Origin of the sequence: Amycolatopsis mongoliensis (assembly GCF_030285665.1) — a bacterium.
Classification (GTDB): Bacteria; Actinomycetota; Actinomycetes; order Mycobacteriales; family Pseudonocardiaceae; genus Amycolatopsis; species Amycolatopsis mongoliensis.
Genome location: NZ_CP127295.1, coordinates 937,006 through 960,212 on the forward strand (window position 1 = coordinate 937,006; position 23,207 = coordinate 960,212).

Consider the following 23,207-nt stretch of genomic DNA (forward strand, 5'->3'; position numbering starts at 1 on the left):
CGGTCTCCTTAACTCTTCGCCGGGGCCGACGGCGCGAACCAGCCGAGCCACCCCAGGACGACCCCGGCGACGACGACGATGCCGATCGTCCAGACGGGCCGCAGCCGCGCCTTGGCCGTCAGCAGGTACACCGCGGCGGTGACGAGCACCGGCAGCAGGAACGGGACCAGCTCGTCGAGCCGGTCCTGGATCGCCACGGCCTGCGTCACCGGCTGCCCCTGGACCGTCGTGGCCTGCCGGTACGTCAGCGTGGTGACGACCTTGACGATCGACGGGATGAACCCGCCGAGCACGACGAACCCGAGCACGGTGGCCCCCTGCGCGACGCGCGCGAGCGCGCCGGCGGCGAGGTGGCCGGCCAGCCGTTTCCCTTCGCGGTAGGCGAACCCGAACTGCCAGCGCCGCACCAGCGCGTACGGCACGAGGACCATCACCGCGGCGAAGGCGGGACCGAGCCAGTTGCCCTGCAGCGCCCACGACGCGCCCATGGTGAAGACGATGCTGTTGTACAGCGCGAAGACGAGGGTGTCGCCGATGCCGGCCATCGGCCCCATCAGCGCGACCTTCGTGCTCGCGGCCGACTTCGGCGTGCCCGCCTCTTCCAGCGCGACGCTCGAGCCGAGGATCAGCGGGCCGCCGACCAGCACCGAGGTGTTGAAGAACTGGAGGTGCCGCTGCAGGCCGGCGACGTAGTCGGCCTTCTCCGGGTAGAGCCGGCGCAGCACCGGTTCCATCGAGTACGCGAACCCGAGCGCCTGCATCCGCTCGTAGTTCCAGGAGATCTGGCTCGACCAGAAGTACCGGCGGAACACGCGGCGCAGGTCCTGCTTCGTCAGCCGAGCGTCCACAGTGGACTCTTCGGTGGGGCTTTCCGGGACCCCGATCACCGGCTCGTCGCGCTTGAGCGTCACGAACAGCATCGCGACCGCGACACCGATCAGCGCGATGCCCAGCAGCGGCACGTGGAGGTAGGCGAAGGCGACGAACCCGATCAGCAGCAGGTACCAGTACCGCGACAGCTCCATCATGCCGAGCAGCAGCGCGAACCCGACGGCCGGCAGCAGCGACCCCGCGAGCGTCATGCCGTGCACGAACCCGGCGGGGATGCTCGCGGTGATGTCCTTGACCAGGCCGCCGGACGCGGCGAGCGCGGCGAGGAACGTCGGGATCGCGCGCACCGCCACCCACGGCACCAGGCTGACCCAGTGGATCATCGCCAGGCCGCGGGCGTTGCCGTCGGCGGCGTAGCCGTCGGCCCGCTGGACCAGCGCGGTCGTGACGATCTTGCCGACGGGGTCCAGCGCGGCCAGCAGGATGGCGGCCGGCAGCCCGACCCCGATCCCGATCGCGGCCTGGGCGGACGTGTCACCGGCGGCGCCCGCGGCCAGCGCGGTGCCGACGATCGCGCCGGTCTGGTAGTCCGGGATGGTCGCGCCGCCGTAGGTGTAGACGCCGAGCGAGGCGAGCTCCAGCGTCGCGCCGACCAGCAGGCCGAGCAGCGGGTGCCCGACGATCAGCCCGGCGATCGAGCCGGCGATGAGCGGGCGCTGGGCGTAGATCAGGAACGGGCCGAGCCCGTCGTAGGTGCAGTAGATCGCCCACAGAGTCAGGGCCAACGCGACGAGCATGCGGGGCTAGAGCCCTTTCCGGTCGAGCAACGGGAGGAAATCGGCGGGCTTGTCGTGCGGCATCAGCTGCGTGACCAGCGGGACGCCCGTCGCGGCGAGCTTGCGGTAGGCGTCGGCCTCGTCCGCGGTGACCGCGATCGAGCGCGTGACCATGGTGTAGGTGGTGCCGGGCCGGGGCGCGACGTTGCCGACGTTCACGATTCCGGGGTGCAGGCCGCCCTCGACCAGGCGGAAGGCGTCCTCGGGATCCTTCGCGACGATCATCAGGTCCGGCCCGGTTTCCGCGGTCAGCGTGTCGGCGACGGTCAGCACCTCCGTGGGCAGCCCCCGGGCGGCCTGCGGCAGGAGCGCCCGCTGCAGGTCGTCGGCGGCGACGTCGTCGTTGCAGACGAGCAGCCGGCGCACGCCGAGCCGCCGGGTCCACGCGACGGTGACCTGCCCGTGGATCAGCCGGTTGTCGATCCGGACGTGTGCCCCCGCCATGCGTCTCCTCCCGGCCGGCAGCACCCATACTGGTTCGTACCAGTATCTGTGTCAACACTGCCCGTGACCGGCAGGCGAACGACGGCTTCGCGTGGCCGACGGAAGGACCCCTCAGACCTTCCGTCGGCCCGCGAACGCGAAACCCCCTCGGTTTCCCCGGACCCTCCCATAAAGGTATATACCAGTATGGACGTACGAGATCGACTGTCAAGACCTGCGCCGACGATCGGCGCGGAAGATCATTTTCAATCGAACGACCGAATTTCAGTGGGCGATTCACCCCAAGCTGTCCGTTCTTGTCAGTGACAGCCCACTCACGCGCTGCCTATCATCCTCGGTGGTCTAGACCGCACTTCTCGTCCCCTGCCGCACCGGGAAAGGCGGACCTCCCCCATGACCACGAGAACCCGGCGCCTCGCCGCGCTCAGCACCGCCCTCGTCTTCGCCACCGCACTGCTGCCCTCGGCCGGCGCGGCCGCCGGTGACGGCACCGAGCAGCTGCCCGGTCACCTGCGGCAGCAGACCGCCGCCGCCGCGCCGATGTCGACCGTCTGCGACGGTGACGGCACCAGCGGCAAGCGCGTCCAGGCCCTCTACGTCCGCGGCGCCACCCAGGCCGACCGGTACGCCCAGTTCGTCGGCCAGTTCCAGACCTTCGCGAGCCAGATCGACGACAGCTTCGTCGAAGCCGCCTACCGGCTCGGCGGCGGCGTCCGGCACGTCCGGTACGTCACCGACGCCGGCTGCCGCGCCACCGTGGACAACGTGACCATCGCCCAGTCCGACATGGCGACCGTCGACACGATCACCAACGCCATCAAGGCGCGGGGCTACAACCGCGCCGACCGCAAGTACATCGTCTGGTACGACAAGGACGGCTGCGGCCTCGCGTTCGGCAACGGCGGCAACGACAGCCCCGGCTCGGACAACCCCTACAACGCCGGCCCGCACTACGCCACGGTCGGCACCGGCTGCTGGTCCTGGCAGGCCACCGGGCACGAACTCCTGCACACCCTCGGCGCCGTCCAGGGCAGCGCGCCGCACTCCAGCGCCTACGGCCACTGCTGGGACGACGAGGACATCATGTGCTACGACGACGGCGGCCTGCCCAACCCGCCCGGCGGCCTCGTCAAGGTCTGCCCCGGCGCGCCGGAGAACCAGTTCGACTGCCTCGGCGACGACTACTTCAGCACCAACCCGGCGCCCGGCAGCTACCTGGCGACGCACTGGAACGTCGCGACCAGCGCGTACCTCATCGCGAGCGGCACGCCCTACCCCGCCGGCACCATCACCGGGGTCGGCGGCAAGTGCGTCGACGTCAGCGCGTCGAACACCGCCAACGGCACCGCCGTGCAGCTCTGGACCTGCAACAGCAGCGCTGCCCAGCGGTGGACCAGGCAGAACGGCACGATCCGCGCCTTCGGCAAGTGCCTCGACGTCGCCTCCAGCGGCACGGCCGACGGCACCCTCGTCCAGCTGTGGGACTGCAACGCCACCGGCGCGCAGGCGTGGCAGGCGCGGTCGGACGGCACGCTGCTGAACCCGCAGTCGGGCAAGTGCCTCGACGCGCCCGGCGGGTCGACCGGCGACGGCACCCGGCTGCAGATCCGGACCTGCGCGGCGACGGCGAACCAGCGCTGGGTGCTCGCCGGGTAAGAAGGGCGCAACCTGCTCGCGCCGCCGTCGTTAACCGCTTCGTCAGTTCAGGGGAGGAACCATGCCGGCCGTCACATCGAACATCGTCCCGCTCCGGCACGCGCGCCCGGGCGTGGTCGCGTACGTGAAGAGCCCGGCCGAGTGGTTCGTCTCGAACAGCGGCTGGATCCAGGGCAGCGAAGGTGTCGTGCTCGTCGACACCTGCGGCACCGAGCAGGCGACGCTGGAGCTGATGCGCGACGTCCGCAAGTACGCGGGCGAGCAGGAGCTGACGGTCGTCGTCACGCACGCGCACGGCGAGCACCACAACGGCGTCGGGGTCGCGCTGCGCGACGGCGGGACGGCGCTGGCCGCGCACGGCAGCGTCGACCTGGTCAAGGCCGGGCCGCAGACCTACGGCAACGTCTTCACCTACACCCAGTGGGGCGTGCTCGAGCCGCCGGAGCCGGACGCCGTCCACCCGGTGAACGGCTGGCAGCGGCTCGACCTCGGCGGCGCGGTCGCCGACGTCGTGGCGGTGCCCGGCGTCGCGCACACCGCGGGCGACCTGGTGGTGCACGAGCCGCGCTCGGGCACGCTGTTCACCGGCGACCTCGTGTCCATCGGCGACACGCCGCTGGCGGTGCACGGCTCGATCCTCGGCTGGCTCGACGCGCTCGACTGGCTGCAGGACACGTTCAACCCCCGGACCGTCGTCCCGGGGCACGGTCCGGTGGCGACCCCGGGCCACAGCTCGCTGCACGCGATGCGCGTCTACCTGGAGTGGCTGCTCGAGGTGACCGGGCGCCAGACGGACTTCACGAAGCTGGCGAACCAGGCGTCGCTGCGCTGGCCGACGTGGCGCAACCCCGAGCGGCACATCGGCAACCTGATGCGCGCCTACGCCGACCAGCACGGCCGGAAGCTGGACGTCGACCTGGCGATCGACGCGGTGCTCGCGGCGGCGGGCGGCCGGATCGACCTCGACTGCCTATTGGGCGGGGAGCCGGTCCGCCGCATCTCCTAGCCTTGCTCCGGACGGGGGCTGATACCTATCAGCCTTTGACAACCGCTCGCCGAGCCACCTCCAATGGTCTGGACAACTTGCGATCACCGGCCTCGACGAGGAGACGCCCGTGCGCACCAGACCGTTCTTCGGACGACTCGCCACCCTGGCCGCGGCGGCCGCCGTCGCCGCCGGGCTCGCCACCGCCCTTGCCCCGGCCGCCGATGCGGTACCGGCCACGATCCCGCTGAAGATCACCAACAACTCCGGCCGCACCGACCCGGTCTACCTCTACGACCTCGGCACCTACCTCGCCACCGGGCAGCAGGGCTGGGCCGACGCGAACGGCACGTTCCACGCGTGGCCCGGCGGCGCGGTGCCGCCGGTCCCGGCGCCCGACGCGTCGATCCCCGGGCCCGCCAACGGCCAGTCGATCACCATCCGGATCCCGAAGTTCTCCGGCCGGATCTACTTCTCCTACGGGCAGAAGCTCGTGTTCAAGCTCGCCACCGGCGGGCTGGTGCAGCCGGCGATCCAGAACCCGTCCGACCCCAACGTGAACATCCTCTTCAACTGGTCGGAGTACACGCTCAACGACGGCGGGCTCTGGATCAACAGCACCCAGGTCGACATGTTCTCCGCGCCCTACGCGGTCGGCGTGCAGCCAGTCGGCGGCACCACGAAGAACACCGGGCACCTGAAAGCGGGCGGCTACAACGGGTTCTACACCGCGCTGCGCGGCCAGCCGGGCGGCTGGGCCAACCTGATCCGGACGCGGTCCGACGGCACGGTCCTGCGCGCGCTCGCGCCGAGCCACGGCATCGAGGCCGGCGCGCTGCCCGCGAACGTGCTGCAGGACTACATCGACCGCGTCTGGACGAAGTACAGCTCGTCGACGCTGACCGTGACGCCGGTGGCCGACCAGCCGAACGTGAAGTACTACGGCCGGGTCTCGGGCACCGTCATGAACTTCACGAACACGTCCGGCGGGTTCGTGACGGCGTTCCGGAAACCCGACTCCGACAGCGTTTTCGGCTGCTACAAGAACCTCGACGCCCCGAACGACGTCCGCGGCCAGATCTCGCGCACGCTCTGCGCGGGCTTCAACCGCTCGACGCTGCTGACGAACGCCAACCAGCCGGACACCAGCTCGGCCGGGTTCTACCTGGACGCCGTCACCAACCACTACGCGCGCAAGATCCACGCGCAGATGGCGGACGGCAAGGCGTACGCGTTCGCCTTCGACGACGTGGGCCACTTCGAGTCCCTGGTCAACGACGGCAACCCGGCGACGGCGTACCTGACGCTCGACCCGTTCGACTAGAGCCGCACCACCTCCGGCGCCACCGGCGTATCCCCGAGCCACGTGCAGGCGGGTACGCCGGTGCTTTCCGGTGCCGGCGCCGGCACCGCCTTGCCCACCTTGACGAGGACCGCCGGCTGCCCGCAGGCGGCCAGGTCCAGCACCAGCAACGGTATGACGAGCAGTATTTTCCGGATCCGCATCTCAGCTCACCCCGGTTTTGTCTCCACACTCCCATCCGGCACACGGCGGCCGCGGCGCGCCGGTTCAGCGCGAACGGGTGAACTGCCGGATGGCCCGCAGCCGGAACTCGCGTGCCCCGGGCCGTGACTCGCGTGATCGGAGACGTAACTCGCGTGATTGGAGACGTGACTCGCGAGTTCCGGCTCCGATCACGCGAGTTCCGCCTTCCATCACGCGAGTTCCGAGTCCCGTCACGTGCGTTCCGGCCGGATCACACCCACCTCGCCCCCGCCGGGTCATGATGGAAGCGTGCGGATCACGGCCTGGTGGCGGGGGATCAGCCCGCGGCGGCGGCTGCTCATGGGCGGCCTCGCCTTCGTCGTGGTGGCCGTGCTCGTCGCGGCCGTCCTCGCCACGACCGGGACCAGCGCCGCGCCGCAGGCCGGGACGCCCGAGCAGGACAAGCCCGGGCCCGTCCTGCTCGTCCCCGGCTACGGCGGTGGCCAAGGCGCCTTGAACGAGCTCGCCGCCCGCATCCGCCAGGCCACCGGCCGCAGCACCGAAGTCCTCACCCTGGCCGGCGACGGCACCGGCGACCTGGTCGAACAGGCCGGAGTCCTGGCCGAAGCCGCCGAAAACGCGTACGCGCGCGGAGCACCTTCGGTGGACGTCATCGGCTACTCCGCCGGCGGCGTCGTCGCCCGGCTGTGGGTCAGCCGCGACGGCGGTGACCACCAGGCCCGCCGGGTGATCACGCTCGGCGCGCCGATGCACGGCACCGGGCTCGCCGCGGCCGGCGGCGCGCTCGTCCCGGGCGGCTGCCCCACCGCGTGCGTGCAGCTGGCCCCCGGCAGCACGCTGATGCAGGAGCTGGCGAGGGAACCCATCCCGGCGACGCTGCCGTGGCTGTCGGTGTGGACCGAACGCGACGAGACGGTCACCCCGCCGGAGTCCGCCCGGCTCGACGGCGCCGTCAACGTCGCCCTCCAGCAGGTCTGCCCCGGCAACCAGGCCGGCCACGGCGACCTCCCCACCGACCCCGCCGTCACCGAGCTCGTCCTGCAGGCCCTCGGCACCGGCCCGCTCGAAGCGCCGGCCGAGTGCCTCAGCTCGTGACGTCCTTCGTCGCGAAGTTCGCCCACGCCGCCCCGAAGAACACGACGATGTAGCCCGCCTGCAGCAGCAGCCCGTGGTCGATGGTGCGCCACAGCACGGGATCCCGGAAGAAGTCGATCCAGGACAGCCAGTAGTGCGTCGGCAGGTACGGCTTCACGGACGCGGCGGCGTCCAAGGTTTCCAGCACCGAGCTGGTGATCAGCACGGCCAGCCCGCCCAGCGCCGCCCCCAGCGCCGAGTCGCTCACCGTCGACAGGAACACCGTGATCGCGGCGAACCCGAGCATCGACACCACGATGTAGGACACCGCGCCCAGCAGCCGCAACCCCAGCCCGGACGAGCTGAGCGACTGTCCCGACAACGACGTCACCCCGGTCGGCTGCCCGCCCGGCCCGGCGACCCCCGGTGTCCCGCCCGTGCCGAACAGGATCACCCCGAGCACCAGCGACGTCAGGACGACGATGACGATCGCCGCGGTCACGTACACGGCGAGCGCGACCATCTTGGCGCCGAGCAGCCGCGTCCGGCCGACCGGGCGCACCAGCAGGTAGCGCAGGGTCCCGGTGGACGCCTCGCCCGCGATCGAGTCGCCCGCGGCGACCGCGACCGCGATCGGCAGGAACAGCGGCAGGACGAGCGCGAGCGCGGCCGCCGGGAACAGCGCGCCGTCGGAGACGACCGCCGACAGGAACGCCCCGCCCTGCCCGGGCGGCGGCGCGAAGTCGGCCGTCGCCAGGAAGACGCCGACGATCGCGGGCAGCAGGCAGAGCAGCAGCACGCTGACCCACACCCGCGGCCGCAGCGCGAGCTTCCGCAGCTCGACGGCGATCATCCGGCGGCCCCGAACCGGTCCGAGCCCGGACCCGTCACGTCGAGGACGACCTGTTCCAGCGTCCGCTGCTCGGCGTGGATCGACGTCACGCGCACCCCCGCTTCGACGAGCATCGCGTTCAACGCCGCCGGGTCGCCGTGCCGGATGACCAGGCGGTCGCCGTCGCGGGACTCGAGCTGCCCGTCGAGGACCGCGATCGCCTCGGCCGGGTCCGGCGTGCCGACCAGGATCCGGCCGGTCGCCGCCCGCAGCGTCTCCAGGTCTTCCTCCAGCACGAGCCGCCCGCGGTCGACGACGCCGACGCGCGTGCAGAGCTGCTCGACCTCGGACAGCAGGTGGCTGGACAGGAAGACCGTGGTGCCGCCCGCGTTCAGCTCGACGAGCAGTTCCCGGATCTCCTTGATGCCCTGCGGGTCGAGGCCGTTGGTCGGCTCGTCGAGGATCAGCAGCCGCGGCTTGCGCAGCAGCGCGCCGGCGAGCCCGAGCCGTTGCCGCATGCCGAGCGAGTAGGCCTTCACCGGACGCTGGTCGACCGCACCGAGCCCGACCTGCTCCAGCGCGTCGCCGATCCGGCGCCGCCGCGTGCGCCGCCCGCCGCCGCGCCCGGCGGCGTCGAGCAGCGCGAGGTTGCGGCGCCCGGACAGGTGCGGGTACGCGGCCGGGCCCTCGACGAGCGCGCCGACCTCCGGCAGCACCTCGGCGACGCGCTTCGGGACGGGCTTCCCGAGCACCTCGATCTCCCCGCTGGTCGCGTAGACCAGGCCGAGCAGCATCCGGACCAGGGTGGTCTTGCCCGAGCCGTTCGGGCCCAGGAAGCCGTAGCGGTCGCCTTCGTGGACCTGCAGGTCCACGGCGTCGACCGCCAAGGTGGTGCCGTACCGCTTGGTCAGCGCGCGCGTGCCGATCATCGGCCGCTCCGGCGCAGCGTCGACAGCTCTTCCGCGACGGTCTTCAGCACGTCCGGTGTCACCGTGCCGGCCAGCAGGTAGGAGCGGCGGAAGACCGACGAGCGGACGATCGCGAGCGACAACGGCGTGATCGACAGCTGCACCACGGTGCCCGCCGGCAGCCTCGTCTGCACCGCGCCGGCCTTCCCGGCGGCTTCGCTCGCCGCGTTCCCGACGGCGCGCGGCACGGCGATGACCGCGAAGGCCGCCAGCCCGGTGCCGTAGAGCGCGGCGCCCTCTACGCCGCCGAGCTTCGACGACGCCACCGGGCGCCCGGCGAGCGTCGCCGGCAGCGGCACCTGGCCCAGCGCGCCGAGCGCGTTCGAGACGTCCGGGGCGCTCGCCACGGTGAAGCCCGAGCCGAGCACGGGCCGCGGCGCTTCGACGACCGGTGTCGCCTGCTCGAGCTGCTGGAACTCGGTGACCAGGATCGGGGCCTGCTGCCCGCGGGCGGTGACCTCGACGCGCACGGCCACGCCGGTCGCCGGGTCCGCCCAGACGTCGACGCGCCCGATCGTCGTGGCCGGATCGGCGGGCACGAGCCGCAGCCCGGACGCGGCGACACCGGCGACGTTCCGCCCCGGCAGCGCGCTCACCGGGTCGCCCTTCGCCGCCCGGAGGATCCGCCGCGCGAGCTCGGGCGGCAGCAGGTCCCCGGCCCGCGGGAGCCGGACGTCCGGATCCCCGATCAGCTCGGTCAGCGTGTTGTCGCCGTAGTCCCACGTGTATTCGCCGTCGGGCAGCCGGTAGACGTCGTGTTCGCCGGCGGTGCCGAGGATGTCGACGCGGTAGCGGTCGGGCCCGGCGTACCACGCGCGCATCGGCGTCCGCTTGGAGAAGAGCGCCGTGACGGGGGCGAGGTTCGGCAGCTCCGGCAGGGCGAGCGAGCCGGCGCTTTCGGCGTACCCCTGGTACGGCCGCGTGGCCGACTGCAGCACGAGTTCGCGCAGCCGGCCCGGGTCGGCCGGCGCCCCCGCCGGGGCGAGCGCGGCGACGACCGACGGCACGGACACGAGCACCGCGGCCACGGCGGCGACGACCGCCCACCGGCGCCGCTTCGCGTGCCGCACCACCGAGGGCGTCATCCGGCATCACCTCTTCGTCCTTTGTACGCCATGGCACCGCGTCCGGGGCTATGGTCGAAGGGTGACGAATCCCGTTCATGCTGCCGTCCTGAGCTAGTCCCGCTCCGGAAGTCCACGTGTCCCGCACCTCTCGCGGGTTCCTCGTCGTGCCCGCAGCAAGAACGGAAACCCTTTCCCGTGGCTCTTCTCGTCGTGCCCGGCGAACCCCCTCGCCGGCTCTTCTCCCCTCCGTCCCGGCGGGCGGTCTTCGCCGACGACCGCCTGTCGGCCGACGCCGCCCTGCGCACGGCGTCCACCGGCGTCGCCCTGCTCTGGCAGGGGGACTACCCCGCCGCCCGGCAGCTGCTCGACGCCATGAACCGGCGGATCCCGGCGCCCCCGCCGGACGACTACGCCCGCTACCGTGCCGATCGCGCTTCGCGAGCGCGGCTGCTCTCGTTCCTCCACGTGCCGCTGGACCCCGGCCACGTCGTCCCGCTGCGCCGGGCACCGGACGTCACCGAAGCGTGCACCGCGGTGTACGGCGCGCTCGACGTCCCCGCGGCGGTGCCGCTGCGAGAGCTGCTCGGGGTGCTCGGCGCGGCGGAATGGCGCCGGAAGGGAATCGCCGTCCCGGCCCTCGGCGCGCGGATCCACCCGCACTACGGCGTCTTCGCCCCGATCCGCCAGGAGTACGTCGACCTGGTCGCGGCGGCGCCCCTGCCGCCGGGTTCCCCGGCTTTCGACATCGGCACCGGCACCGGGGTGCTGGCCGCCGTGCTCGCCCACCGCGGTGTCCCCCGGGTGGTGGCGACGGATGCCGATCCCCGCGCGGTCGCGTGCGCGACCGAGAACCTGGCCGGGCTCGGCTTCGGCGCACGCACCGAGGTCGTGCTGACGGACCTGTACCCGCCCGGCCGGGCCTCGCTGGTGGTGGCGAACCCGCCGTGGCTGCCGGGCCGCGCCCGCACCCCGCTCGACCACGCCGTGTACGACCCGGGAAGCCGGATGCTGCGCGGCTTCCTCGACCGGGCACGCCGGCACCTCACGCCGGACGGCGAGGCATGGCTGGTGCTGTCGGATCTCGCGGAGCACCTCGGACTGCGCACGCGCGACGAGCTCCTGGCCTGGATCGCGGCGGCGGGCCTGCGGGTCGTGGACCGGACCGGGACCCCGGCCCGGCATCCCCGCGCCCTCGCCCCCGACGACCCGCTGCACCGGGCCCGGGCCGCCGAAGTCACCTCACTCTGGCGACTCAGTCCATAGTGGACACGAGGCTCGCGACCGCCTCGACGGCTTCCCGCGTCTCCCGGACGTTGTGGGCGCGGAAGACCGCGGCACCGGCGTGCGCCGCGATCGCCGTCGCCGCCAGGGTGCCGGCCAGGCGGTCGTGGGCTTCGACGTCCAGGGTCTCGCCGATCAGGTCCTTGTTCGACAGCGCGACGAGCACCGGCCAGCCGGTCGCCACCAGCCGGTCGAAGTGGCGGAGCAGCTCGAGGCCGTGGCGGGTGCTCTTGCCGAAGTCGAACGTCGGGTCGACGAGGACGCCGCCGCGCGGCACCCCGGCGGCGACCGTCCGCTCGGCCGCCGCGGTCAGCTCGGCGACCACGTCCGCGACGACGTCGTCGTAGCGGGGCCAGAACGGCCGGTCCGGGGTCGGCGCCGGGTACGGGTCGGTGCGCACCGGCATGCCGCCGACGTGGGAGCACACGTAACCCGCGCCGAACTCGGCCGCGATCTCGACCAGCTTCGGGTCGGCACCGGCCCACGTGTCGTTGAGCAGGTCGGCGCCCGCCTCGCAGACCCGGCGCCCGACCTCGTGGCGCCAGGTGTCGACGCTGATGACCAGGCCCGGGTGGCGTTCCCGCACCTCGGCGACGAACGGCACGACCCGGTCGATCTCCTCGTCGACGTCCACCTCGGGGCCCTCGCCCGCCTTGACCCCGCCGATGTCCACGATGTCGGCGCCCTCCGCGACCGCGCGGTCGACGGCGTCGCGTGCCGCGTTCTCGGCGAAGGTCGCGCCCTTGTCGTAGAAGGAGTCGGGCGTGCGGTTGACGATGGCCATGACCAGCGCGCGGTCGCCGGGCATGCGACGGCCGCGGAAGACCACCTCCGGCCGGTGTGACGTCATACGCCCAACCCTGCCAGGTCACGGCTCGGCCCGGAACGCCGCGTCCGCGGCCGCTGTCCGGTTATCCTCGGCGCAACCGACAAAGGGGGACGAATGAGCACGACCGGAGAGGGCCCCGCCCGCAGCGAAGCCGAGGCGATGATCGCCGAAGCCAAGAAGGCCTTGTGGGTGATGGTGGGCCTGCTGGCCGTGCTGTGGGTGATCCAGCTCGTCAACGCTCCCACCGGCTACGACCTGAGCCGCGAGTTCGGCATCGAGGCACGCGACCCGGCGTCGCTGCCGGAGATCTTCAGCGCGCCGTTCATGCACTCCAGCTGGGGTCACATCGAAGGCAACTCGGGGCCGTTGTTCGTGTTCGGCTTCCTCGCCGCCTACCGCGGGGTGAAGAAGTGGATCGGCGTGACCGTGCTGATCATCGTCGCCAGCGGGCTCGGCGTCTGGTTCATCTCGCCGTCGAACTCGGTCACGGTCGGCGCCAGCGGGCTGGTGTTCGGCTACTTCGGCTACATCATCGTGCGCGGGCTGTTCGACCGGCACGCGATCGACATCGTGCTCGGCCTGGTGATGGCGCTGTGCTTCGCCTACACCTTCGCGTCCCTGCTGCCGACCGAGGAAGGGGTCAGCTGGCAGGGCCACATGTTCGGCTTCCTCGGCGGCATCGTCGGCGGCTGGCTGTTCCGCGACCGCCGTCCCAAGGCCGTCGCCGCTCCCGACCCGGCGACCACCCTGCTGCCGAAGGACCTCGGCTAGCGGGTCGCGCGGACTGAAGGGCACCTTCAGCCCGGCACATACGAGCTTCACAGCCGCTGTGAAGTCACTGTGCATCCGGCTCGTGGCGCTGCCAACCCGGTTCCGGTGTGGTGATCTGGAGCGGTGGCGATCAAGTTCCTGAGGCCCGCGGCGGCGGCCGCGGCGGCCGTTCTGGTGCTCGGCGCCGGCCTGGTCGCCGGCACGGGCACGACCGCCGACGACGCCTATGCCGCGGGCGCGCCGGTCACTTCCCCGGCGGCTTCGGCCACTTCGGCGACGGTGACTCCGGCGAGAAGTGTTTCCCCGGTCGGGGCGTTGTTCGCGAACGGGAGCCATTTCTGCACGGCGAGCGTCGTGCATTCCGGCGCCGGTGACCTGGTGCTGACGGCCGCGCACTGCGTCAAAGGCGGAATGTCCTTCGCTCCCGCTTATCACGACGGTGTCGCGCCGCTGGGAATGTGGACGGTCACCGGTGTCGCCGTCGCGGACGGCTGGACGTCTTCGGCCGACCCGGATCTGGATTTCGCGTTCTTGACCGTGCAGCAACCGGGGAACACGGCTTCGCTGGAAAGCCTCACCGGAGCGAATGTTCTCGGCACCGACCGCGGATTCGACCATGCGATCACCCTGACGGGTTACCCCAACACGACCGATTCCCCGGTGGTGTGCACCGGTACCACCACGCGGTTCGAGACTTATCAACTGCGCGTCGCCTGCCCCGGTTTCCCGGACGGCACCAGCGGTGGCCCGTGGGTGACCGGCGGCGCGGTCGTCGGGGTCATCGGCGGCTACCAGCTCGGCGGCGACACCCCGGACGTCTCCTACAGCCCGTACTTCGACGACGACATCGCGAAGCTGTACGCCTCGGCCGCCGGCTGAAAACGCGAACCGGGCCCGCGTCCCTGGCGGAGGACACGAGCCCGGTTCACCTCTCGCGAGCCTTCAGCAGGTCACGATGAGCCCGGTGAGCGCCGAGCACGTCTTCGACGCGCTGTCGTTGGCGCTGGTGGGATCCTCCGGCGAGCTGGCCGTGCGCACCGCCGTCGTGGTGTACGAGCCGAGCGCCAGCAGGCCGCCGTTGACCGAGAACTTCGCCGTCGCCGAAGCACCGGACGCCAGTGAGGCGACGTCGCAGTTCAGCGACCGGGTGCTGCCCACACGGGTGCAGCCGGTGGCGCTGGCGAACGACAGTCCCGACGCATACGTGGCCACGACCCGGATCCCGGACGCGGCCGACGGGCCGGCGTTCGTCACGGTCAGCGTGTAGTCGATGCGTGCGTTCAGGCCGCCGTGGCCGGTCGCGGCGAGCGCGACCTTGACGTCGGCGAAGGTCGACGGGCTGCCGACCGTGATCACCGGGCCGTCGAGCGTGTCGAAGGCGTAGTTGTCGCCCACGAACTGGTGCTGCAGCGTGAACTGGCCCGGCGCCGCGGTGTCCTTGACGCGCAAGGTCCACACCGTGGTCTTCGTGCCGCCCGCCTCGAGGTCGCCGAACGCGGCGCGGTAGCTGCTCCCGGCCTGGAAGCAGCCGACCGCGGTCGTGTTCGTGCAGGAAACGACGTCGACGACGTCGGTGATCGGCGTCGGCGTGCCGTAAATGGCGGCCTTGGCGAAAGTGACCGTGAAATCACGGTCGTTGTGCACGGTTTGCGAGATGGTGAACGTCTGTCCCGGGAGCACCGTGGTGGTGCTGACTTCGACAGAACTGGAGGGCACGTCCGCCTGCGCGGCGGGTGCCATCGCGAGGAACGCCGTGGCCAATGCGGCCACCGAGGACAGGATCGTGGTTCTTCGCCAGCTTCGTTGCATAGTCGTGGTCTCGCCGTTTCGGTCCGGGGAATGCCGCTCTGACGGATGCTGCGTGGTCTTGGTGGACAGCCGACGCTGATCAGTCGTCGCAAAACCGGCATTCGTTACCGCCATCCGGACGCGCCGCGGCAGGGCCGTCAGGACGGACGCCAGCGGCCGTTCATCTCACCCGGGCGCGGCGGCGGGCCGGGCAGCTCGCGCTCTTTTCCCGCTTCCAGCCCCTCGACGAGCATCGCCAGGTAGCGGCGGCGCAGCTGGGCGGTGCGCTCCGGGTCCTCGACGCGGATCGCCGCGCAGCACTCGAGGATCATGCCGATGTCCTCGGTGACGGCGTCCTCGCGGAGCCGTCCGGTCCCGCGCGCCCGCGCGAAGAGGCCCGCCGACAGCTCGTTCGCCCGTCGCGCGTCGGCGCCCATCTCTTCGGTCGGGGTGAACGTGCCCGCGAGGTGGACGGTCAGCGAGTGGACGTCGGCGTCGACCACCCGGCGGAGGAAGCCGGTGAGCGCCGTCCAGCCGTCCGGCTCCTCGTCGGCGGCCTCGGCTTCGGCGATGTAGGTGCGGAGGCCGTCGTGGCAGAGCCGGCAGAGCAGGAACTCCTTGCTGGGGTAGCGCCGGTAGAGGGCACTGATCCCGACGCCCGCGCGCTCGGCGACGTGCGAGATCGGCGCCTTCGGGTCCACGAGGAAGACCTGGCGCGCGGCGTCGAGGATGACGAAGTCGTTGCGGGCGGCCTGGGCGCGGCGACCCGGCAGGGCGGTCTCGGGCATGGGTGGAGATTACCACTGGAACGGATTATTCCGCTCTGCTACAGTTCGGAACGAAGCATTCCGTTCCATCCTTCGAGGAGTAGCCATGACGGTCCCCGCCCTTCGCCCGTTCCGCGCCGAGATCCCCCAGTCCGCCCTGGACGACCTGCGGGATCGGCTCCAGCGGGCGCTCTGGCCGGACGACCTGCCCGCCGAGTACGGCGTCACGAACGAGCGGGTCCGCGCGCTGGCCGGGCACTGGCTGGAGGAGTTCGACTGGCGGGCGTTCGAGGCGCGGCTCAACGCGTACCCGCAGTTCGTCACGGAGATCGACGGCGAGACGATCCACTTCCTGCACGTCCGGTCGTCCCGCGCGGACGCGACGCCGCTGGTGCTGACGCACGGCTGGCCGGGTTCGATCGTCGAGTACCTCGACGTCATCGGCCCGCTGACCGAGCCGGAGTCGGCCGACGCGCCGGCGTTCCACCTGGTGATCCCGTCGCTGCCGGGGTTCGGGTTCTCGGGCCCGACCCGCGCGGCGGGCTGGGGCACGCACCGCACGGCGGCGGCGTGGGCGGAGCTGATGAGCCGTCTGGGCTACGAGTCGTACGGCGCGGCGGGCAACGACGCGGGCTCGATGATCTCCCCGGAGATCGGGCGGCTCGCGCCGGAGAAGGTGGTCGGCGTGCACGTCACGCAGCTGTTCTCGTTCCCGTCCGGCGACCCGGCGGAGATGGCGGACCTGAGCGAGGCCGACCAGGCCGCGCTCGCGCACCTGCAGTGGTTCTACGAGAACATGTTCTCCTTCAACACGCTGCACAGCCAGCAGCCGCACACCCTCGCCTTCGCGCTCGCCGACTCCCCGCTGGCGCTGCTGGCGTGGAACGCCCAGCTCTTCGGCGAGCACCTCGACGCGGACTTCGTCATCGCGAACGTGGCGCTGTACTGGCTGACCGGCACGGGCGGCTCGTCGATCCGCTTCTACTACGAGGACGCGCACACGACGTCCCACCCGGAGGGCCCGACGACGGTGCCGACGGGCCTGGCGATGTTCGCGGGCGACTTCCAGTCGATCCGCCGCTTCGCCGAGCGCGACCACGCGAACATCGTCAGCTGGAACGCGTACGACACGCGCTCGGGCAGTGGCGGCCCCCGGGACGCGGCCGGCCACTACTCGGCGCACGAAGCGCCGGAGGTCCTGGTCGCCGACATCCGCACGTTCTTCGCCGGGCTTTCTTCGCCATGGCCGCTTCTGGCCTCGGCCCACGAGGCGTTGCGCTCGGCGGCGGCGGGCGTGACGGACGGCGCTCTCCCGACCCCGTGCGCGGAGTGGACGGTGCACCAGGTCCTCCAGCACGCGGGCGGCGACCAGCAGGGCTACTCGGCCTTCATCACGGGCGAGCCGGGCCCGGACTTCGACCCGTTCGCCCCCTCGGGCGCACTCGAAGACGTGTCGGCGTTCCTCGAGCCGAAGCTGGCCGCGGCGGCCGCGGCGTTCGCGACGGTTCCCCCGGGCGCGGAGGCGGTCCCGACGCCCCTGCCGCAGGGCGCACTCCCGGCCGCGGTGGCGGTGGGCGCGGCGGCCCTGGACGCGGCGATGCACGCGTGGGACATCGCGGTGGCGACGGGCCAGGAATCCCCGCTGACGAAGGAACTGGCGGAGGCGCTGCTGCCGACGGCGAAGGAACTGGCGGAGCCACTGCGGGGGTTCGCCTACGCACCGGCCCTCGACGGCCCGGCCGGCGACGACGCGGTGTCGGAGCTGCTGCGGTACCTGGGCCGCGATCCTCAGTGGACGGCTTGAGGATCCGTTCCCGGGCCGGGGGAACCGCGAGAGCGGTTCCCCCGGCCTGGGAAAATCCGTTGCCGCCCAACGAATCCCGAACCTACGCTGGCCTCATGACGAACCGACCGTTCCGGTGGGACCTGGTGCGTCCCGACCAGGTCGGGACGCTCCTCGACAACGCCGGAAAACCGCATCTCTGGTTTCTCGACGACCTCACCACCTGCACCGCCAAGGTCCTCGCCCGGTGCGGCGACGGCGAACTCCACTTCGTCGGCCGGTCGCTGGACAGCATGCACGACCTCCTCGGCGGCGCCCTCGAACAGACGTCGTGGCAGGAACGCGTCCACCAGCTTCCCCTCTCCCTCAAGCCACGGCAGGGATTCGGCCGCCGGGACGTGCGGCTGCTGCGCGAAAACCTCGCCGCCGCCGGGATCACGCCCCACACGCTCGCCCGCGGGACCCGGCCGACCGTGTTCGCCGACCTCGTCTACGAAGGCGACACCTTCACCGAGTTGTACGTCCAGCTCAGGGACTGGATCGACGAAGACCGCGAAGCGTGGCACGTCATCCGGCGCAAGCTGCGGTTCCTCGGCGTCACCCTCCGCCAGCCGACTCGCCCGGACGCCTGGCGCTGGCAGGAGGACGTCGCCTGGACGCGCGAACTGCCCGCGGCGGCGGTTCGCAACGTGTCGCTCGCGCGGGACGTCTGGTGCTACTTCGGCAACGACCAGCCGAAGCTGACCCCGTCCTTCCCGCGGCAGCGCTGGACCGACGAGACCGTCCGGACGCCCGACCACGGCAAGGCCACGCGCCGCGCGCTGGCCGAGGCGTTCGCGCTCGTCGACGCCGGCCGGTCCGCCGAGGTGCGCGACCGGCTCGTCCGGACGATCTCCGCCGAGCCCGCGATCGCCGGGCCGTGGCTGCGGGCGCTCGTCCGGGAACTGCGTGCCTGACCGACTTCCGGGTGTTCCCGGGATGGGTACCGTTACCCCATGACGCGCAAGGAGGTCGCCGTCCGGCGGGAGGAGATCCTGCTCGCCGCGCTCGACCAGGTCCGGTTGAGAGGCATCGCCGGGGTGCGGGCCGCCGACGTCGCCAAGGACCTCGGCGTCAGCACCGCGCTGGTCTTCTACCACTTCGGCACCCTCGAAGCCCTCATCATCGAGGCCTTCCGGCAAGCGGCCGAGCGCAACCTCGCCGTCCTGCGCGACGAGCTGGCCCGCCCCGGCCCGGCCGGCGAACGGCTTCGCGCCGTGCTCGTCCTCTACGGGCCGACCGAACCCACCGCGGGCTGGCACCTGTGGATCGAAGCCGGTGCCGCCGCGATGCGCGACGCCGAGCTGCGGGAGGTGGTCCAGCGGCTCGACCTGCGGTGGCGCGACGCCGTCGTCTCGCTCATCACCGAGGGTGTCGCCGCCGGCGAGTTCCGGTGCCGGGACCCGCACGGTGCGGCGTGGCGGCTGACCGCCCTGCTCGACGGGCTCGCCGTGCAGTTCGTCGCGCGCGAGGGCACCGTCACCGCCGACGACTGCGCCCGGTGGGTCGGCCAGGCGCTGGCCCACGAGCTCGGCGAGACCGAACCGGCGCTGACCGCGGAGGGCCGATGAGCGAGCCGGCGTTGCTCGAAGTGGCGTGGACCGACCCGGTCACCGGGTGCCGGGGCTACCTGGTGATCGACCGGCTGGTCCGCGGCGTGGCCAGCGGGGGCCTGCGGATGCGCCGCGGCTGCACACTCTTCGAGGTGCGAGGCCTGGCGCGGGGGATGACGCTCAAGGAGGGCCTCAACTACGACCCCGACGGCCGGTACGTCCCGCTCGGCGGCGCCAAGGGCGGCATCGACTTCGACCCGTACGACGAGCGCGCCCGCGAGGTCGTCGCCCGCTACCTGGACGCCATGCGCCCGCTCATCGAGCGTTACTGGACCATGGGCGAGGACCTCGGCCTGCGGCAGGACGTCATCGACGACGTCATCGCGGAGATCGGCCTGCTCAGCCCGGTCCAGGCGGTCTACCCGCTGCTCGAAGACCGCGAGGCGGCGACCGAACGGCTGGTGGACGCCTTCCGCATCGAGGTCGGCGGGCTCGGGCTCGACGAGCTGGTCGGCGGCCTCGGCGTCGCCCAGGCCACGCTCAGCGGGCTCGAGATGCTCGGGCTCGGCGGGCCGAACCGCGTCGTCGTCCAGGGTTTCGGCTCGATGGGCGGGGCCACCGCGCGGTTCCTCGCCGAAGCCGGCCTCCAGGTGGTCGGCGTCTCGGACGTGCGCGGGGTCGTCGTCAACCCGGACGGCCTCGACGTCGAGAACCTGCTGCGCCACCGAGACCGCTTCGGGGGCATCGACCGCGACAACCTCGGACCGGGCGACGAGCTCCTCCCGCCCGAAGCGTGGCTCGACGTCCCGGCCGAGGTCCTCGTGCCGGCCGCGATCTCGTACTGCGTCGACAGCGACAACCAGGCCAAGATCGGCGCGAAGCTCATCGTCGAGGCCGCGAACCTGCCGGTGACGGCCGACGCCGAGGCGCTGCTCGACGCCCGCGGCATCCGGGTGCTGCCGGACTTCGTGGCCAATTCGGCGACCAACTCCTGGTGGTGGTGGACGCTCTTCGGCGACGTCGGCGCGGACGCCGAGGAAGCTTTCGGCAAGGTCCGGACGCGGATGCGCGACCTCGTGACCGGCGTGTTCGAGCGCGCCACCCTCGACGGGCTCAGTCTCCGCGCCGCCGCCCTGCAGTTGTCGGAGAAGAACCTCGAAGCCATCCAGACCCGCTTCGGCTGAGTCGCCGTGCGGCAAGAACGATCAGTCGCCCTGTCTCACTCAAGAAGGAACGATCGGTCGCTCTCCCCGCCGGCGCCACTGGACCGCTCGCACCCCTCCCCCACCAGAACGATCGTTCGCCCCCACCCCCACGGGAACGAATCCACCTCCCAGATAGTTGAACGCTCTATGAAACTCGGCATCTACAGCTTCGGCGACCGCGCGCCGGACCCGCGCACCGGCGAGCAACCGTCCGTCGCGCAGACGCTGGCCAACACCCTCGAGCGGATCAAGCTCGCCGACGAGCTGGGCCTCGGCTTCTACGGCCTCGGCGAGCACCACCTCGACCAGTACGCGATCTCCAGCCCGGGCACGGTGCTGGCCGCCGCGGCGAGCGTCACCAGCCGGATCACGCTGAGCTCCGCGGTGACCGTCCTGAGCACCGAGGACCCGGTCCGCGTCTACCAGCAGTTCACGACCCTCGACCAGCTCAGCCGCGGCCGCGCCGAGCTGCTCGCCGGGCGCGGGTCGTTCACCGAGTCCTTCCCGCTCTTCGGCAACGACCTCGGCGATTACGACGAACTCTTCGAGGAGAAGCTCGCCCTCCTCCTCCGCATCGACCGCGAAGACCCGCTCACCTGGTCCGGCAAGTTCCGCCCGCCCCTCGACAACGCGCGGATCCTGCCGCGCCCGTACGGCGGCCGCCTGCGCATCTCGATCGGCACCGGCGGCAACCCCGAGTCGTCCATCCGCGCCGGGCTGCTGGGCCTGCCCGTGGTGTACGCCGTGATCGGCGGGCGCCCCGAGCGCTTCGCCCCGCTGGTCGACCTCTACCGCCGAGCCGGCGAAGCGGGCGACCACGCGAAAGAAGACCTGCACGTCACCATGAGCGCCATCGGCTTCATCGCCGAGAACTCCCAGGAAGCCAAGGAAAAGTTCTACCCGTACTGGCTCGAAACGATGAAGTACGGCGCGCAAGCCCGCGGCTGGGCGGTCCCGACCCGCGCCGAGTACGACCAGCACACCCGCGACGCGCAGGCGTTGTTCGTCGGCAGCCCGCAGGAGATCGCCGAGCGCCTGATCTCCGTCGGCAAGCTCACCGGGGCGGACCGCTACGCCCTGCAGATGGACTGGTCGGGCGTGCCCCACCAGGACATGATGCGCGCCATCGAACTGCTCGGCACCGAAGTCCTTCCCTTGGTCGAGAAGGAGTTCTAGACGTCGTTCCCGGCGATGAACCCGAACGTCATCGCCGGGCCGATGGTCGAGCCGGCGCCGGCGTAGCTGTGCCCCATCACCGCCGCGCTCGCGTTGCCGGCCGCGTACAGGCCCGGGATCACCGAGCCGTCCGGGCGGAGCACGCGCGCCCGGGCGTCCGTGCGCATGCCGCCCTTCGTGCCGAGGTCGCCGGGCACGATCTTGAACGCGTAGAACGGCGGCGCCCACAGCGGCGCGAGGCAGGAGTTGGGCAGCACCAGCGGGTCGGTGTAGTAGTGGTCGTAAGCGCTCGCGCCGCGCCGGAAGTCACTGTCCACCCCGGACCACGCGAATCCGTTGAATCGGTCCACAGTGGACTTCAGTGCGGCGGCCGGCACGCCGATCGCCGAGCCGAGAGCCGGGATGGTCGACGCCTTGACGACCGCGCCCGCCGCGTACCACGAGTCCGGCAGCGGCAGCAGCGGCAGGGTGTCGCGGAACAGGTACTTGTTCCGGTAGTTCTGGTCGACGACCAGCCACGCGGGGATGTCCGGCTCGGCCGGGTTCTTGTCGTACATCGTGTGCACGACGTCGCTGTAGGGCGCGGCTTCGTTGACGAACCGCTTGCCCGCCTGGTTGACGATCAGCCCGCCGGGCAGCGTCCGCTCGGCCAGGCAGAAGTACGGGTCGCCGGGGATCGGGATGGCCGGGCCCCACCACGCGTCGTCCATCAGGTCGAGCGCGGCGCCGGCGCGCTGCCCGGCGCGGTGGCCGTCGCCGGTGTTCTCCTTGGCCCCGACGGTCCACGCGGTGCCGATCGGCTGCCGCTGGTACTGCGCGCGCATCGCGGCGTTGTGCTCGAACCCGCCGGAGCCGACGATCACGCCGCGCCGGGCCCGCACGAGCCCCTGCGGCACCAGAACCCCGGTGACCGCGCCGTTTTCGACGTTCAGGTCGACGAGCGGGGTGTTCAGCAGCACCGGGACGTTCGCCTGCAGCAACCCCACCCGCAGCCCGGCCGCGAGCGACTGCCCCATGGTGAGCGGCTTCTGCCCGGCCAGCGCGGCGGCCGTGCCGCGGGCGAGGCAGGCGGCGGCGACCGCCGCGCCCTTCGCGTTGACGGCGGCCAGGTTCAGCCACTTGTAGTCGGCGCTGAAGACGACCAGCCCAGCCGGCGTCGCGAGGTACGGCGGGTTCAGGTTCGCCAGTTCCGCGCCGAGCAGGTTCCCGTCGAACTGGTCCGGCTCGATCGAGCGGCCGTTCGGCAGGCCGCCCGGGAGCTCCGGGTAGTAGTCGCTGTAGCCCTCCATCCACCGGAACCGCAGCGGGCTGTTCGCCATGACGAACGCGATCATCTCGGGTCCGTTGCGCAGGAACGCTTCCTGCCGCGCGGCCGGCACGTCCGGCCCGACGACGGCGGCGAGGTACTGCACGGCCTTCGCGGGCGTGTCCGGGACGCCGGCGGCGAGCAGCACCGGGTTGTTCGGGATCCAGATGCCCGCGCCGGAGCGCGCCGCGGACCCGCCGAACGTCGGCGCCTTCTCGAGGACGACGACGCTGAGCCCGCGCTTGGCCGCCGTCAGCGCCGCGGTCATCCCGGCCGCGCCGGAGCCGACCACGACGACGTCGTACTCCCCCACGAGGGGCGCGGCGGACGCGCCCGGTGCCGTCGCGAGGCCGGACGTCACGGCGAGGCCCACGCCCACCGCGGTGCCGCGCAGGATCTGGCGGCGGGTCAGGTCGGCATCCATGGCGCACTCCTCGCTCGCGGAACGGCGAAGGTCATGGTGTCGGTCCACACCGGAAACTGGAACATGTTCTACCCGCTTGGAGCAG

22 protein-coding genes are annotated in these 23,207 nt (G+C 72.0%); 12 read left to right on the forward strand and 10 right to left on the reverse strand.

Annotated elements, in window-relative coordinates; all coding sequences use genetic code 11:
- Positions 1-8 precede the first annotated feature (8 nt).
- Positions 9-1,616 carry a PTS system mannose/fructose/sorbose family transporter subunit IID gene (locus QRX60_RS04285; RefSeq protein ID WP_285999493.1) on the reverse strand — a complete coding sequence of 536 codons (1,608 nt, stop codon included), beginning with the start codon at positions 1,614-1,616 and terminating at the stop codon, positions 9-11.
- Between the two features lie 18 nt (positions 1,617-1,634).
- Entirely contained in the window at positions 1,635-2,111 is a 477-nt protein-coding gene (locus QRX60_RS04290; protein WP_285999494.1) for a PTS system mannose/fructose/N-acetylgalactosamine-transporter subunit IIB, read from the reverse strand.
- A gap of 393 nt (positions 2,112-2,504) precedes the next feature.
- Here QRX60_RS04290 and QRX60_RS04295 point away from each other — a divergent pair, with 393 nt between their 5' ends.
- The 3 genes from QRX60_RS04295 (at position 2,505) to QRX60_RS04305 (ending at position 6,076) form a co-directional block, all read left to right on the forward strand.
- Positions 2,505-3,767, forward strand: a complete 1,263-nt coding sequence (locus QRX60_RS04295) for a ricin-type beta-trefoil lectin domain protein (RefSeq protein ID WP_285999495.1) — start codon at positions 2,505-2,507, stop codon at positions 3,765-3,767.
- 61 nt (positions 3,768-3,828) lie between these two features.
- Positions 3,829-4,773, forward strand: coding sequence for an MBL fold metallo-hydrolase (locus QRX60_RS04300; RefSeq protein WP_285999496.1), 945 nt, complete (start codon positions 3,829-3,831; stop codon positions 4,771-4,773).
- A gap of 109 nt (positions 4,774-4,882) precedes the next feature.
- On the forward strand, positions 4,883-6,076 hold the full coding sequence (locus QRX60_RS04305; RefSeq protein ID WP_285999497.1) for a glycoside hydrolase family 64 protein: 1,194 nt from the start codon (positions 4,883-4,885) through the stop codon (positions 6,074-6,076).
- Here QRX60_RS04305 and QRX60_RS04310 read toward each other — a convergent pair.
- Positions 6,073-6,258 (reverse strand): hypothetical protein, encoded by a 186-nt coding sequence (locus QRX60_RS04310; RefSeq protein WP_285999498.1) that lies wholly within the window; start codon positions 6,256-6,258, stop codon positions 6,073-6,075. The genes QRX60_RS04305 and QRX60_RS04310 overlap by 4 nt on opposite strands.
- A gap of 289 nt (positions 6,259-6,547) precedes the next feature.
- On the opposite strand from QRX60_RS04310, the gene QRX60_RS04315 reads away from it, so the two are divergent.
- Positions 6,548-7,354 (forward strand): esterase/lipase family protein, encoded by an 807-nt coding sequence (locus QRX60_RS04315; protein WP_285999499.1) that lies wholly within the window; start codon positions 6,548-6,550, stop codon positions 7,352-7,354.
- On the opposite strand, the gene QRX60_RS04320 is transcribed toward QRX60_RS04315, so the two are convergent.
- From QRX60_RS04320 to QRX60_RS04330, 3 genes are read right to left on the reverse strand one after another with little or no spacing between them, the layout of a single operon-like run.
- Positions 7,344-8,186, reverse strand: coding sequence for an ABC transporter permease (locus QRX60_RS04320; protein WP_285999500.1), 843 nt, complete (start codon positions 8,184-8,186; stop codon positions 7,344-7,346). The two genes, QRX60_RS04315 and QRX60_RS04320, sit on opposite strands and share 11 nt — an antisense overlap.
- Positions 8,183-9,094, reverse strand: coding sequence for an ABC transporter ATP-binding protein (locus QRX60_RS04325; RefSeq protein ID WP_285999501.1), 912 nt, complete (start codon positions 9,092-9,094; stop codon positions 8,183-8,185). Before QRX60_RS04325 ends, QRX60_RS04320 begins: the two co-directional genes overlap by 4 nt.
- Positions 9,091-10,218 (reverse strand): hypothetical protein, encoded by a 1,128-nt coding sequence (locus tag QRX60_RS04330; protein WP_285999502.1) that lies wholly within the window; start codon positions 10,216-10,218, stop codon positions 9,091-9,093. The genes QRX60_RS04325 and QRX60_RS04330 overlap by 4 nt, the downstream gene beginning before the upstream one ends.
- A gap of 177 nt (positions 10,219-10,395) precedes the next feature.
- Here QRX60_RS04330 and QRX60_RS04335 point away from each other — a divergent pair, with 177 nt between their 5' ends.
- Positions 10,396-11,463 (forward strand): class I SAM-dependent methyltransferase, encoded by a 1,068-nt coding sequence (locus QRX60_RS04335; RefSeq protein ID WP_285999503.1) that lies wholly within the window; start codon positions 10,396-10,398, stop codon positions 11,461-11,463.
- Here QRX60_RS04335 and folP read toward each other — a convergent pair.
- Positions 11,453-12,331, reverse strand: a complete 879-nt coding sequence (gene folP / locus QRX60_RS04340; protein WP_285999504.1) for a dihydropteroate synthase — start codon at positions 12,329-12,331, stop codon at positions 11,453-11,455. The two genes, QRX60_RS04335 and folP, sit on opposite strands and share 11 nt — an antisense overlap.
- A 93-nt stretch (positions 12,332-12,424) precedes the next feature.
- On the opposite strand from folP, the gene QRX60_RS04345 reads away from it, so the two are divergent.
- The gene (locus tag QRX60_RS04345) at positions 12,425-13,081 is read left to right on the forward strand and encodes a rhomboid family intramembrane serine protease (protein WP_285999505.1); all 657 of its coding nucleotides are present in this window, start codon (positions 12,425-12,427) and stop codon (positions 13,079-13,081) included.
- Positions 13,082-13,204: 123 nt separating this feature from the next.
- Positions 13,205-13,960 carry a trypsin-like serine peptidase gene (locus QRX60_RS04350; RefSeq protein WP_285999506.1) on the forward strand — a complete coding sequence of 252 codons (756 nt, stop codon included), beginning with the start codon at positions 13,205-13,207 and terminating at the stop codon, positions 13,958-13,960.
- A 63-nt stretch (positions 13,961-14,023) separates the two neighbouring features.
- Here QRX60_RS04350 and QRX60_RS04355 read toward each other — a convergent pair whose 3' ends face one another.
- Positions 14,024-14,851, reverse strand: coding sequence for a DUF11 domain-containing protein (locus tag QRX60_RS04355; protein WP_285999507.1), 828 nt, complete (start codon positions 14,849-14,851; stop codon positions 14,024-14,026).
- Positions 14,852-15,027: 176 nt separating this feature from the next.
- Positions 15,028-15,657 carry a TetR/AcrR family transcriptional regulator gene (locus QRX60_RS04360; protein WP_285999508.1) on the reverse strand — a complete coding sequence of 210 codons (630 nt, stop codon included), beginning with the start codon at positions 15,655-15,657 and terminating at the stop codon, positions 15,028-15,030.
- 85 nt (positions 15,658-15,742) lie between these two features.
- On the opposite strand from QRX60_RS04360, the gene QRX60_RS04365 reads away from it, so the two are divergent.
- The 5 genes from QRX60_RS04365 (at position 15,743) to QRX60_RS04385 (ending at position 21,392) form a co-directional block, all read left to right on the forward strand.
- Positions 15,743-17,440: a TIGR03086 family metal-binding protein gene (locus QRX60_RS04365; protein WP_285999509.1), complete on the forward strand. Its 1,698-nt coding sequence runs from the start codon at positions 15,743-15,745 to the stop codon at positions 17,438-17,440.
- Between the two features lie 95 nt (positions 17,441-17,535).
- Entirely contained in the window at positions 17,536-18,375 is an 840-nt protein-coding gene (locus tag QRX60_RS04370; protein WP_285999510.1) for a hypothetical protein, read from the forward strand.
- Positions 18,376-18,414: 39 nt separating this feature from the next.
- Positions 18,415-19,029 carry a TetR/AcrR family transcriptional regulator gene (locus QRX60_RS04375; RefSeq protein ID WP_285999511.1) on the forward strand — a complete coding sequence of 205 codons (615 nt, stop codon included), beginning with the start codon at positions 18,415-18,417 and terminating at the stop codon, positions 19,027-19,029.
- Positions 19,026-20,195 carry a Glu/Leu/Phe/Val dehydrogenase dimerization domain-containing protein gene (locus QRX60_RS04380; RefSeq protein ID WP_285999512.1) on the forward strand — a complete coding sequence of 390 codons (1,170 nt, stop codon included), beginning with the start codon at positions 19,026-19,028 and terminating at the stop codon, positions 20,193-20,195. The genes QRX60_RS04375 and QRX60_RS04380 overlap by 4 nt, the downstream gene beginning before the upstream one ends.
- Positions 20,196-20,363: 168 nt before the next feature.
- Complete coding sequence (locus QRX60_RS04385; RefSeq protein WP_285999513.1) at positions 20,364-21,392, forward strand: LLM class flavin-dependent oxidoreductase; 1,029 nt, start codon at positions 20,364-20,366, stop codon at positions 21,390-21,392.
- Here QRX60_RS04385 and kstD read toward each other — a convergent pair.
- Positions 21,389-23,122 (reverse strand): 3-oxosteroid 1-dehydrogenase, encoded by a 1,734-nt coding sequence (kstD, locus tag QRX60_RS04390; RefSeq protein ID WP_285999514.1) that lies wholly within the window; start codon positions 23,120-23,122, stop codon positions 21,389-21,391. The genes QRX60_RS04385 and kstD overlap by 4 nt on opposite strands.
- Positions 23,123-23,207: the final 85 nt, after the last annotated feature.

What these genes read in the sequence shown, in the direction of transcription:
- QRX60_RS04290 (WP_285999494.1), bottom strand. Translation starts at nt 2,111, where the DNA reads ATGGCGGGGGCACACGTCCGGATCGACAACCGGCTGATCCACGGGCAG.
- QRX60_RS04295 (WP_285999495.1), top strand. Translation starts at nt 2,505, where the DNA reads ATGACCACGAGAACCCGGCGCCTCGCCGCGCTCAGCACCGCCCTCGTC.
- QRX60_RS04300 (WP_285999496.1), top strand. Translation starts at nt 3,829, where the DNA reads ATGCCGGCCGTCACATCGAACATCGTCCCGCTCCGGCACGCGCGCCCG.
- QRX60_RS04310 (WP_285999498.1), bottom strand. Translation starts at nt 6,258, where the DNA reads ATGCGGATCCGGAAAATACTGCTCGTCATACCGTTGCTGGTGCTGGAC.
- QRX60_RS04320 (WP_285999500.1), bottom strand. Translation starts at nt 8,186, where the DNA reads ATGATCGCCGTCGAGCTGCGGAAGCTCGCGCTGCGGCCGCGGGTGTGG.
- QRX60_RS04325 (WP_285999501.1), bottom strand. Translation starts at nt 9,094, where the DNA reads ATGATCGGCACGCGCGCGCTGACCAAGCGGTACGGCACCACCTTGGCG.
- QRX60_RS04330 (WP_285999502.1), bottom strand. Translation starts at nt 10,218, where the DNA reads ATGACGCCCTCGGTGGTGCGGCACGCGAAGCGGCGCCGGTGGGCGGTC.
- folP (WP_285999504.1), bottom strand. Translation starts at nt 12,331, where the DNA reads ATGACGTCACACCGGCCGGAGGTGGTCTTCCGCGGCCGTCGCATGCCC.
- QRX60_RS04345 (WP_285999505.1), top strand. Translation starts at nt 12,425, where the DNA reads ATGAGCACGACCGGAGAGGGCCCCGCCCGCAGCGAAGCCGAGGCGATG.
- QRX60_RS04360 (WP_285999508.1), bottom strand. Translation starts at nt 15,657, where the DNA reads ATGCCCGAGACCGCCCTGCCGGGTCGCCGCGCCCAGGCCGCCCGCAAC.
- QRX60_RS04365 (WP_285999509.1), top strand. Translation starts at nt 15,743, where the DNA reads ATGACGGTCCCCGCCCTTCGCCCGTTCCGCGCCGAGATCCCCCAGTCC.
- QRX60_RS04370 (WP_285999510.1), top strand. Translation starts at nt 17,536, where the DNA reads ATGACGAACCGACCGTTCCGGTGGGACCTGGTGCGTCCCGACCAGGTC.
- QRX60_RS04375 (WP_285999511.1), top strand. Translation starts at nt 18,415, where the DNA reads ATGACGCGCAAGGAGGTCGCCGTCCGGCGGGAGGAGATCCTGCTCGCC.
- QRX60_RS04380 (WP_285999512.1), top strand. Translation starts at nt 19,026, where the DNA reads ATGAGCGAGCCGGCGTTGCTCGAAGTGGCGTGGACCGACCCGGTCACC.
- QRX60_RS04385 (WP_285999513.1), top strand. Translation starts at nt 20,364, where the DNA reads ATGAAACTCGGCATCTACAGCTTCGGCGACCGCGCGCCGGACCCGCGC.
- kstD (WP_285999514.1), bottom strand. Translation starts at nt 23,122, where the DNA reads ATGGATGCCGACCTGACCCGCCGCCAGATCCTGCGCGGCACCGCGGTG.